Here is a 12,472-nt window from a genome sequence, read left to right as displayed (position 1 = left end):
AAATGATGTATCGTCCTCTGCGTCAATGAGGACGATACTTTAAAAAAGTGAAATGACATTTCATTTTTATTCTTTTTATTTCTACTTTTGTATCCCAGAAAATGAAAGAAAATCTTTATCTATCTGACGCTTCTTTACCGATGATTTTCATTGGTTATGTACGAAATTAATTTGCAGCCCGTTTGGGCTTTTTTTATGTATATAGCAAAGAATAGAATTAAAGATAATCTACTTAGTGTTTAACAATAGTTATTTTATACAACAATGACCAACTACAGCAAATTACCCGCGGTATTAGTACTCGAAGATGGCACCACTTTTCACGGAAAAGCAGCAGGAAAAATCGGAACTACCACTGGCGAGATCTGTTTTAACACGGGTACCACTGGATACCAAGAGATTTTTACAGACCCATCTTACTATGCGCAAATCATGGTGACTACAAATGCACATATTGGTAATTATGGCGTTGATGAGGACGATACCGAATCAAAAAAAATACAGATTGCTGGCTTGGTGTGTAAAAATTATAATGTGAACTATAGCCGTAAGATGGCTGATGGTTCAATCCAAAACTATTTTGAGGAAGAAAACCTTGTGGGTATTTCGGATATCGACACACGCTCTTTGGTACGCTATATCCGCGACAAAGGCGCGATGAATGCCATCATATCTTCAGAAAATCTAGATGTAGATGCCTTAGTAAAGCAGCTTAAAGATATACCATCAATGGCTGGTTTGGAGTTGTCATCTCACGTAACTACACAAGAACCATATTACTACGGTGAAGAAGATGCTACTACACGCATCGCCGTGTTAGATTTAGGTATCAAGAAAAACATATTGCGCAATTTTGATGCGCGTCAAGTGTACGCAAAAGTATTCCCTGCGAAAACTTCTTTCCAAGAAATGGAAGCATGGGGAGCTGATGGCTACTTTATCTCCAATGGCCCGGGCGACCCTGCTGCGATGGACTATGCCATCACAACGGTTAAAGAAATTTTGGCAGCAGATAAGCCAATGTTTGGAATCTGCTTAGGTCATCAGATCTTAGCATTAGCAAATGATATCCGTACGGAGAAAATGCATAATGGACACCGCGGTATCAACCATCCGGTAAAAAATATCATTGCTGATAAGTGTGAGATTACTTCTCAAAACCACGGTTTTGGTGTGATTCGTGAAGACATTGAAAAGTCGGACGCCGTAGAAGTAACGCACATCAACCTGAATGACAATTCGATCGAAGGAATTCGCGTGAAAGGCAAAAGAGCTTTTTCGGTGCAATATCACCCAGAATCTTCTCCTGGCCCACACGATTCTCGTTATCTTTTCGATGACTTTATCGCTATGGTAAAAGGATAAATTGGAAAAAAAACACAAAAACAATCGGCCGTTGATCTTAAACAACGGCCGATTGTTTTATAAACGCTACGGCTATTACAAGTAATAGCTGTATTTAATAGCCAGGATTCTGCTGCGCTCTCAAAGTTGGATTTGTCAGTACTTCGCTTTCAGGAATCGGCCAAAGAAATAAGAAACTACCATATGGAATCGCGCCAATATTGCGCACTATCGCTGGAGGCGCGTCAATATCATAGCTTGATAAACCGGCTAAGGAGGCGAATTCAATCTTAGCCGGTATACCGTTAGTTCCATATACTGGATCAAGCGCTAAGCGGTGAATATCTGGCCAACGACGACCTTCCCCAGCGAATTCAATTCTCCGCTCGTCCAATATTGCTTGTAGCAGATCAGCCGGAGCAGATAGTCCAAATCGTGCTTCTTGTGGCACAGATCTGTCTCGAACAGCATTCAACAAACTTAAAGCTTGCGCGCCACTCCCGAGTCTAGCATGCGCCTCGCTCGCATTGAGCAAAATCTCCGCATAGCGCAATATAGGAGCCCAATCGGCAAATATTAAAAAACTCCGATATTTGTTATTAAAAACTAATTGATATGAAGGATCTCCACTGACTTGTCTGAAGTGGAGCAATTCTCGGCGAAGATCTTGTGCGATCCAAAATGGCGAATTCCACAAAATCGGACTCGTAGATACCTGATTGCGACCTCCACTTGCTGTTGCATCTGGATTTGCTGTAGAAGCACCAAACACGGAGGCTAAGGAATTAACAACACCAGGATTAGCGATTCCGCTATTTGCAAATGAAAATATTGACTCTGTATTTCCAGCGTTATTAAGAAAAGGAATATCCGGAGTGGCCGTTAATTCATAACTGCCGATCGGACTGGTAAATAAATTGGATCCTGAAGCGCCTAGCTTATTGGCCTCGGCTACTACGCCAGCGTAATCTTGCTGATGTAGCTTTACTCTGGTTTTTAGTGCAATAGCAGCTCCTCGCGTCGCTCGTGAAATATTCAATACAATAGAAGTTCGCGATGTCGGCAAATTTTCTTCTGCAAAATCTAGATCTGTTAGAAGATGACCATATGCCTCTGCTACCGTACCTCTTCCTAACTCTAGATTTTGTGCGGCTGTAGCGCCATTAGTAATGGCTATGGTTCTGTAAGGAATTCCAGCTTTATCTCCAGCACCATCCGCAAATGGACGACAAAAATGGATTAGTAATTCATGATGAGCCAAGGCCCGCAAAAATCTACCTTCGCCTTCATAGGCCATTGCTAATTCGACCGGAATAACACCATTCTGATTGGCTCTTCGCACACCCTCTATCATCACGTTAGCTTGGTTGATTAAAGCATACAATTGTTCCCAATGACTTCTATTCTGTGGGCTTACTGCGGTATAGTTACTTTCGTAGATATTTACAAAAATTTGCTGCAAATTAATCATGTCTTCTCCGCGCATTTCTGCATGCTGTATGGCGGCTGACCCAAAAGGGTAACCACGATCTGAACCACCTTCATTCTCTCCTCCAATGGTTGCGATTCGATAGACACCATTGACTGTTAGTTCGATATTTCCAGGTGTGCTAAATGCGATTTCTTCAGGCAGATTATCTAAAGGATCAAGGTGCGTAAAACTCTTACAAGCACTACAAAAGACCATAACCACTATGGTCGATACAATTGCAACTTTTATTTTATCTATATAAATCATATTATTTGTGATTAAAAACCAATATTAAGGCCAAGAGTATAGGTACGGGGAATAGGATTAGCGCTGAAATCTAGTGCAGATTGTACATTAATCGCTTGCACATCTTGCAACAGAGCATTCCCTCCATTTACGTTGGATACTTCGGGATCTAAGCCTGTGTATGCTGTAATTACGAATGCATTTTGAACTTGCGCAAAGATTCGAAAACTATTCACATGGATCCGTGACAAAAAATTTGGATTCAGTGCGTAACCTACTCCTATATTCTGTGCGCGTAAAAAACTACCATTCTCTAAGAATCGACTATTTAAATTGCCTACTTGTAAGGCATAATTATCTGAATTGAAATATAATCTCGGCACATCGGTTATTTGTCCGGGAGTAGTCCAGCGATCTAATAATTCTCTACCAGCACCTGCAAAACCTTGTTGATTCAGAGATTCTTGGCGCGTTCTATTATATACTTTATTACCACCTGAGAATGTAAATAATATGGTGGCATCGAATCGTTTATAACGAAATGTATTGTTCAAACCTCCAAACCAGGTCGGATTAGAAAGACCCAAAATTCGTTTATCTGCTACAGTCAGACCCTCCGTAATTTGTGATTCGTCAGCACCATTTTCGGGATTGTAAATACTCCATGCGCCATTATTACCAAATCCACGTTGCACTACCGTGCCATCGGCTTTTTCGAACAAAGGATTTCCGTTGGCCGGATTTACGCCTCTACTAACGTATCCATAAAACGCTCCAATCGATTCGCCTTCGCGCACCGTATGATAAAGGTAGTTGATGGCTTGGCCATCGGCCAATCGCTGTACCTTATTTCGCAACAATGTGATATTAAAACTAGTGCTCCAACTAAATTTATCACGGGCAATATTGGTTGCGCTCACCCCAAGTTCAAATCCTCGGTTGTACATAGCGCCGACATTGCGATTAATAAAATTAGATGGTATTCCTAACGAAGGTGCAGTTGGTGTTGCCAAGATAAGGTTGTCAATATTATTGCTGAAATAGTCAGCAATGATGGATATTCGATTATCAAATAGTCCGACATCTACCCCTAAATCTATCTTTTGGCTGGTTTCAAATCTTAGATCGGGATTTGCCACCTGAAAATATCGCATCCCATTATTATCGCCGTACTGAGTACCCAGAAAAATACCTGCTGATGGATAATTACCAATTTCTGTATTTCCAACGATAGCCCAACTACCGCGAATTTTTAGGTTGCTGATGATTGACGACTGGAACAAATTCTCTTCAGACAATCGCCAACCAAGTGACGCTCCTGGCAGAAGTGCGGCTTGATTATGTCTTGGTAGTGCGGATAATCGATCGTTGCGCAAGCTTGTACTGAATAAATATTTGCCTCTGTAAACATAATGTATCCGTCCAAAATAAGAATCAAACGCATTTTCAGTTATACCTCCTCCTATAAGTTGGTTTCTCAATGTACCGGAAATAATGTTTTCATTTTCTCCAAAATAAGATGACGATAACCCCGTACCACCTGCATTAAAAAAACGATTTATACTTTTCTGCTGCTCCAGTCCTATCACTGCATTGATGCTATGATCGCCATAAACTTTATTGTAGGTCAACAAATTCTGCCAATTGTAGCGGAATCTTGGAAAACTAAATTGTACAATGCGACCGCCGACTGGTCTTCCATCTCCGTGGAATGGATTGAAATATAAGTAATCTTCTCCCAGCATATAGTTTATACCTATCTGCGTTCTGAAATCCAATCCATCCATTATGTGAAATTCCGCAAAGGCATTTCCGCTAACATTTAACTGCTGGGACTTGTAAATATTGTTTTCCAACACATAAGCTTGGTTCACATTACCTCGTATGGGTCTAGTATTTGCGCCTGAACCTAATGTTAATTGATCATTACTTAGATTATATGTTCCATCAGGCCATATTGCTGGCACATTGGGGAAAGCAAAGATGAGGCCCTGTATGGCGCTTGAAGTGGCATTGCCACTGATATTGAGACCACGATTGGCTGTGTGTGTAACGGCATTATTCACACCTATGGTCAAGCGATCATTTAATACTTTTTGCTCTAAACGAGTTCGCAAGGTATAGCGTTTGAGAGAATTTGGGTAGGTAATACCATCCATATCTGTGTAGCCCAGTGATACGAAATAATTTGTCTTATCACTTGCACCACCAATAGATAATGAATGATTTTGCTGGAAAGCGGAACGAAAAACGATGCTTTGCCAATCTGTATCGTAAAATTCATTTTCTCGACCAGGTATAGGTGTCGGGAAGGCAGCGTCTTCAAGATTGGCATTCCGAAGTTTTTCATTTGAAATCTCGATAAATTCTTCTGCATTCAACAAATCGAAACGCTTGGATGGTGTTGCTATCGCGAGCCAATTGTTGTACTCCAACTTTGCTAAACCTGATTGACCTCGTTTGGTAGTAATTAAGACAACACCATTGGCTGCACGTGAACCATATATGGCTGTCGATGCGCCATCTTTCAAAATTTCGACACTGGCAATATCATTTGGATTGATATCTGCTAGTGGGCTGGATTCGGTAAATGAACTAGCATTATTGGATATGTATGGCACTCCGTCTACAACGTACAAAGGATTTGAGTTATTGGAAATGGAGTTTGTACCACGAATACGAACTCGCGCCCCCTCTCCTAGCATACCACTAGGTGTGGTAGCTTGCACACCAGCTGCTTGTCCTTGCAAAAATTTATCGAAAGATGATAGGGCAACATCTTGAAAATTATCACCTTTTATTTTGCTGACCGATCCCGTTAGATCTGACCGACGGATTGTCCCATATCCCACGACAACGACTTCAGAAATATCAGAATCAACTGCAGTCATGCGGACATCAATTGTACTTTGTTTGTTAATGAGAATTTGTTGTTCTTTGTAGCCAAGTAAGGAAAAGCGAAGGTATTTGGCTTCTTCGGGCACGCTTATCTTATATGCACCGGACGCGTCGGTATGTGTGACAATGGTGGACCAACCTGGCAGAATTACGGATACACCCACTAAAGGCTGATTATCATTTGTAGATTTGACGGAGCCTGTGATCGTTCGTTGCTGAGCAGATACCAACTCGCCGCACAGCAAGAATATGATCAAAAAGAAAAGTTGTTTACACATTAAGATTGGAAATTATAGCTAAATTAGCTTTGTTAACTTTTAATTATAATAAATCCAAAATTAAATTATTTATTTTTCTAAAGTGTAAATATTTATATTTAATTAGATCAAATATAAATATTGTTACATCTAAACGTATCCCATTGTCGTTTAGAAGCAACTTTGCTATATATATAATCGCGTTTAATTAAACGATATGAAATATATTTTTTGAGATTATTATCTACAATAGCTATCATTTGGTAGTTCTCACCACCTATAATAATTGAACACTAAGGAATCGTAACCACAAAAAAAAGAGCTATCTCCTTATCGGAGATAGCTCTTCGCAATACATATGATTGTCTAAAAAATTTAGTCGTTTTGTTCAATCAAAGGATTGGCATCCAACTCTGGACGTGGGAAAACGAATTGCCAACGATCATCTCCCGCAGGAACTGACATCACGTTATTCACTGTTCCAGGAAGGAAGTTAGGCACCACTGTACGATCTAACGGCTGGTTCAAACGTTTCAAATCTAAGAAACGGAATCCTTCTCCCCAAAGTTCAACACGACGATGATTCCAGATTTCTTGCAATAAAGCAGATCCTGTATTTGTCGATTTTACCGCTTCAGAATCGCGAACACGAGTCAATTCAAACAAAGCGTCTTGTGCCAAACCATCTTGATTAGAGCTTGCATAAGCTTCTGCCAAGATCAATTGCATCTCCGAAAGGCGCATTAATGGCACATCTCCCCAAGAGTTCCCTGGTGCTTTGATTGAAAATTTGCGTGACATATATGGTTGTCTTGCAAATGCTGTAGTAGGTAACGGGAAGTTTTCAGCATCTGGTTCTGCCTCCCACATCAACTTACGCACATCTGTAGCAGGAATCCAGTCGTACAATGCCGAATTGATACGCTTAGGATTACCACGCATGAATGAAGTATTTGCGTTGTACGCAATTTGCGCGAAGTAAGATCCAAAAGCATCCGCTTGATCTGAAGATGGCATAGAAGCCCAAATCCACTCTGACATAGCCGGAGCATCGTTGAATCCTTGCTGATATTGCGCTTGATCCATTAATGGAAATGCTCCAGAAGTAATTAATCTATTCGCATACTCAATCGCCGCTGGATAATCGTGCATAGTTAAAGCTACGCGAGCACGTAAACCCAACGCAACATCTTGATTCGCGATGGATTTGTTAGTACGTGAAGTAGTTCCAATGTTAATAGCTTCTGTCAAATCATCAACAATCTGAGCATACACTTCGCTCACTGTTGATCTTGGCAATGCACCATCCAAAGAATTCAATACCAACGGTACGCCTAACTGGTCGTTTACACCTGAGCCAGTATGTCTTTTTCCGTAGAACTGCACTAAGTAGGAGTAAGCATACGCACGCAATGTTAACGCTTGAGATTTAACAGCATTTTTTTGATCATCTGTCGCTTCAATATTATCAACATTATCCAAGATGTAATTGGAGTCACCAATAATTTTGTAGAATGTACGGTAAACGTATTCGTTATAGCGGTGAACGTCAATACGGTGACCATCCCAGTTTCCTTCTCCAGTAGAGGTGAACCAGTTTGCAGAACTCATGTTAAGATCATCTCCCATAAAGTCCATGGCAAGCATAACACCTCCGACGCCTGGCTTGTTTTGCACGTTCCAGTCGATCAAGGTGGTACGCTCAAACATCAAACGGTAAATTCCGCTCAAAGCCGTATTGGCATTGTTGATAGTACTAAAGATTTCTTCCTGACTAACTTTATCTGTCGGAGAAGTCTCCAAATAATCTTTTTTGCACGCTGTCATAGATAAGATCAATGAAGCGGCACATATATAAAATTTTCTACTTTTCATAAATAAACAGGTTCTAAATTAAAATGAAGCATTTATACCTACACTGAAAATCCGTGTTGGGAAGTAAGTCGTTGAGTTTGTTCCGTCGAATGATTCTGTAGGGTTCAAACCTTTTCTCTTTGAGAATAAAGCCAAGTTTTCACCTGTAAAGAATACACGAGCTGATGACATATCAACGGCATTCAACCACTGCTGTGGTAAACGGTACGCCAAGTTAATATTACGAATATTTAAATAAGAAGCGTCGATCAGCCAACGGTCAGAAGCCGCATTAATGTTTGCATTATTTGCCTGATCTAATCTTGGAAGGTTAGCTGTAGTATTGTCCGTAGTCCAAGTATTCATCGCGTCAATATGATACGATTTACCAAATGTACCTGCTGACATTAAACCTGCATACTGACTATCATACATCTTTCCACCTAATTGGTAGGTTAATAAGAATGATAATGTCAAGTTTTTGTAGTTAAAGCTGTTGATGATCGAACCCATCACATCAGGAATAGCTGTACCAGCATAACCAAACTTCGCGTTATTTTGTGTAGTTACATACTCTACTCCATCTACCGTTCTGATTAGACTTTGAGCAGTTCCGTCTGCAGGAATGTACAATGACGCACCATCAGAAGGATCAACACCAGCATACTGACGTAACCAGAAAGCGTAATAATCTCTACCCACTTCACGTCTTTTCGATCCAGAAGTAATGACTGGAGTTTCTGCCGGCATTTTAGTGATTTCATTTTTGAAGGTGGTGAAGTTTTTGGTCAATGTCCAAGTGAAATTCTCATTTCTGATCAAATCACCACTTAATGAAATCTCAAAACCTCTGTTGTACATCGAACCCACGTTTCTGAATTGTGAACTAACCGCTGCGGACAATGGAAGCGGTACTGACATCAACAATCGATCAGATCCTCTTTTGTAATACTCGATCTCACCACGCAATCTGTTAGAGAACAAGGCAAAATCAACTCCTACGTTGAATGTATTCGAAGATTCCCATGTCAAATCAGGATTTGCCAAACTGTATAGTGATGTTCCTGGCTGTGAACCATTATTTAAGCCCAAGTTATACAATGCTTGGTAACCGAAGAAAATACGATTGTTATCAGCATCCAATAAATGGTTGTTACCAACTTGTCCGTAAGATGATTTCAGACGAAGATCATTTACCCAGGATACATTTTGCATAAAGTCTTCTTTGGATACTGCCCAAGCACCACCAATCGAGTAGAAGTTACCCCAACGTTTTTGTGGAGAGAATATGGAAGAACCATCTCTACGTACTCCTCCATCAATGAAGTATTTTTCATCGTAGTTGTAAGCTACTTTAGCGAAATACGACTCAATACGGTTCAAGTTTTTGTAACCTTCAGTTGAGAAAGGTGTAACGTAGTTATCAAACTCTGTAATTCCAGAAGTGATCTGGCCAGTTTTTGTCGCTTCTCTTCTTGAGAATGAATAATCATAATTCTCATGAGCTACCAAGGCATTAATATTGTGCACACCATTTAGTGTTTTGCGGTAATTAAGGACCTGATTAAAGGTATATGATCTTGTGATATCATTTAAAGCATTAGTCAATCCGTTGTAAGATACACCATCACCTACTGTGCTGTTGTAGATATAATCAAAGTTTCTGTTTGATAAATCTGCACTAAATGACGGGGTGAAAGTAAAGTCATTCAAAAATTTGAACTCTAAATATGCACGACCGCCTAGCAATGTACGTGTGTTCACACGATCATTTAGCATCGTTTCGTAAATTACATGACGACCAGGACTTGCACCTTGAGGTCTGTTTTGTGAACCTGGGTGAATCCCATAATCATAATAATGCTCTCCAGTTACAGGATTGATTATTGGATCGCCAGTAGTTGCATCATATGCATGAATCGGATAAATAGAACCAAGTCCACGAATAAAACTGAAAGGGTTGACAAAAGAACTAGCATTGCCAGTAGAGGCATCTACTGCCATCGTTCCTTCTGAGTTGGATCCTGAAATGTTTACTCCTGCTTTTAACCAATCTTTAACTTGTGAGTTGACATTAATACGTCCGTTGAATCTTTTGAAATCAGAGTTAATGATATACCCTTGATCGTTCAAGTAACCTAGAGAAACATAATAGTCAGTTTTCTCATTGCCTCCTGAAATATTCATGTTCGCGTCAGTACGCTTACCAGTACGTTGTACAGCATCGAACCAGTTGAAATCATCATATTTCAATCTAGCGTCAGGATTCATCTTACCATCAATATCCAAAATTTGATCATTAGCCACATTGAATGGGTTGTAAAACAAATTATTAAAGGCTGTTGACTGTGCCAATTCTTTTGCTGCAGCTTCCGTTAATGGGTTAGTAGCTCTAAACATAGCTGAGTGCTTGATGGCTTTGTAGGCAGTTGGGTAGTAATCAAATGTACCGACAGTTTCGTACTCTTGAATACCGCGTTGTGTAATACCTTGTATCAAGTTGACGCTCAAACTAGCAGCTCCACGACCTTTTTTAGTAGTAATCATAATCACCCCGTTACCAGCACGTGAACCATAAAGAGCCGCTGATGTTGCATCTTTCAATACGGAGATATTTTCGATATCATTCGCATTAATATCGCCGATGTTACCATCGAAAACAGCACCGTCAACCACATATAAAGGCTCGCTAGATGCGTTCATTGATCCAATACCGCGCAATCTCACATTTGCACCAGATCCAGGCTGACCGTTTCCGGAGCTTACTGAGATACCTGGAGCCATACCTGCTAATGCGTTTGTTACGTTAGATACCGTACGTTTTTCTAAATCTTCTGCTCCTAATGTAGCAACAGAACCTGTAATTTCCTGTCTACGAGCTGTACCGTAAGCAACAACAACAACTTCGTCTAACGCTTGGTTTGATGAAACTAGTGTAATGTTTACCTGAGTGCGGTTATTCACAGCAACTTCTTGGCTTTCGAAACCTACGTAGCTAAAAACCAATCTTCCAGCACCAGGTACTGAAATAGTATAGTTTCCAGATGCATCTGTTTGCGCACTTGTAGATCCGTCTTTTAAAGAAACAGATACTCCACTCATAGGACTTCCGTCGCTAGAGGAGGTAACTCTACCCGTTACAGCGCGATTTTGCGCATTTGATACTCCTAATCCTAAAATAAAGAGCATCAAAAAACTTAGTAAGTGTTTTTTCATATGTTCGTGTGTTAGTTAATATTGGCCAATAGTAGACATTAAAATCAATAATGCAAAAAAGTGTTAAATACACGAGTCATAGAAAAATTGGAACACTTATTGCAACAGTTTTATAATCATTTTTCAAACGACACCTCATTTCTTATTGGGATTCTTTTTTAATTTTTAAAGAAAAAATTAAGTCACACTGGTTTATTGTGCTGAATTCGTATTTTTTTTATTTTTTTATCGACAATTCACGGTTTGTCACAAAAAATCGTGTTGAAACAAATTGTTTTTTCAAAATATGCAAGCTATTTGGTCAAACATTCAAGTTTTTTCATTAATAACACAGATAGAATAACGATTTGACATTAAAAGATAAATCCTAATTCGGTGGCTTCATGGAGGTAATATTGTAACTAACACCAAAAAAGTAGAACTTATAAGAAACAGGATAACACCTTGATTTACATTATGATATTTGCATATTGGCTTGTAGAAGTGTGCAGACGCCATTTGCTACAGTCATCAAGGGTCAAAGACGTTCTCAAGTTGGAAAGATAATGTAATCGCCATGCCGATTTTGCTTAATAGGACGACTATATTGATCCTTTGAAGTCAATCATCGCAAATACGGTCCAATCCAATTATTGTATACAATCATACCACTACAGAAAAGAGAAATCATTGGTATTAAAAAAGCCGCCTCAAAATCTTGAGGCGGCTTTAATTCAGAATACAGTTCTCAATAAATTAGTGAGACAGATTCATTTTTTTGTGTAAGGATTTATTTGCGAATCCATACCCTAGTCTGTACAGGAATGATCTCCTGACCATCATTCAATGTTACTAAAAACATAAATGCGATTTCTTGTTGGGAAATATCTTCATCATCAATAAAATCTTGAATAAGGGCATTGTTAGCAGCACTTTTAGAACGAAACTCGTCAATAGTTGTCGTGAATGTCGCTCTATTCCCATTACCCGCAATCGGAGCGTCAATGTAAGTTGCTGCACGAACTCCACCAGCATTGATATTGGTCGCACCAGCATGTACACGTGATATGGATGTGATGGTTTTGCCCGAAGTTTCAGGTATGGCCAACGTAAAACTGATATTACCATCATTTAATGGTACAATAATGTACGGGTTGAAGCCATGTGTTGTCGCCCCTTCGAAGGTCACCGGAATATCTGGACGACT

General features: G+C 39.8%; 6 protein-coding genes. 1 reads left to right on the top strand and 5 read right to left on the bottom strand.

Annotated elements, in window-relative coordinates; all coding sequences use genetic code 11:
• The first annotated feature begins 264 nt into the window (after positions 1-264).
• Positions 265-1,365 carry a glutamine-hydrolyzing carbamoyl-phosphate synthase small subunit gene (carA, locus tag A0125_RS04350; protein ID WP_066752797.1) on the top strand — a complete coding sequence of 367 codons (1,101 nt, stop codon included), beginning with the start codon at positions 265-267 and terminating at the stop codon, positions 1,363-1,365.
• 94 nt (positions 1,366-1,459) lie between these two features.
• On the opposite strand, the gene A0125_RS04345 is transcribed toward carA, so the two are convergent.
• From A0125_RS04345 to A0125_RS15805, 5 genes are all read right to left on the bottom strand, one after another.
• Positions 1,460-3,082 (bottom strand): RagB/SusD family nutrient uptake outer membrane protein, encoded by a 1,623-nt coding sequence (locus A0125_RS04345; protein ID WP_197464788.1) that lies wholly within the window; start codon positions 3,080-3,082, stop codon positions 1,460-1,462.
• A gap of 11 nt (positions 3,083-3,093) precedes the next feature.
• Complete coding sequence (locus A0125_RS04340) at positions 3,094-6,216, bottom strand: SusC/RagA family TonB-linked outer membrane protein (RefSeq protein ID WP_197464787.1); 3,123 nt, start codon at positions 6,214-6,216, stop codon at positions 3,094-3,096.
• A 375-nt stretch (positions 6,217-6,591) separates the two neighbouring features.
• Entirely contained in the window at positions 6,592-8,091 is a 1,500-nt protein-coding gene (locus tag A0125_RS04335) for a RagB/SusD family nutrient uptake outer membrane protein (RefSeq protein ID WP_082784903.1), read from the bottom strand.
• 18 nt (positions 8,092-8,109) lie between these two features.
• Positions 8,110-11,286 carry a SusC/RagA family TonB-linked outer membrane protein gene (locus A0125_RS04330; RefSeq protein WP_066752789.1) on the bottom strand — a complete coding sequence of 1,059 codons (3,177 nt, stop codon included), beginning with the start codon at positions 11,284-11,286 and terminating at the stop codon, positions 8,110-8,112.
• A 769-nt stretch (positions 11,287-12,055) separates the two neighbouring features.
• The coding region (locus A0125_RS15805; protein WP_066752786.1) for a hypothetical protein at positions 12,056-12,472 on the bottom strand (417 nt) is incomplete at its 5' end.

The organism is Sphingobacterium populi, assembly GCF_001586775.1.
Classification (GTDB): domain Bacteria; phylum Bacteroidota; class Bacteroidia; order Sphingobacteriales; family Sphingobacteriaceae; genus Sphingobacterium; species Sphingobacterium populi.
This window is presented reverse-complemented; position numbering and strand designations above follow the sequence as displayed.

Bases quoted from the DNA above. Each gene is read 5' to 3' on its own strand.
- carA (WP_066752797.1), top strand. From the start codon at position 265: ATGACCAACTACAGCAAATTACCCGCGGTATTAGTACTCGAAGATGGC.
- A0125_RS04345 (WP_197464788.1), bottom strand. From the start codon at position 3,082: ATGATTTATATAGATAAAATAAAAGTTGCAATTGTATCGACCATAGTG.
- A0125_RS04335 (WP_082784903.1), bottom strand. From the start codon at position 8,091: ATGAAAAGTAGAAAATTTTATATATGTGCCGCTTCATTGATCTTATCT.
- A0125_RS04330 (WP_066752789.1), bottom strand. From the start codon at position 11,286: ATGAAAAAACACTTACTAAGTTTTTTGATGCTCTTTATTTTAGGATTA.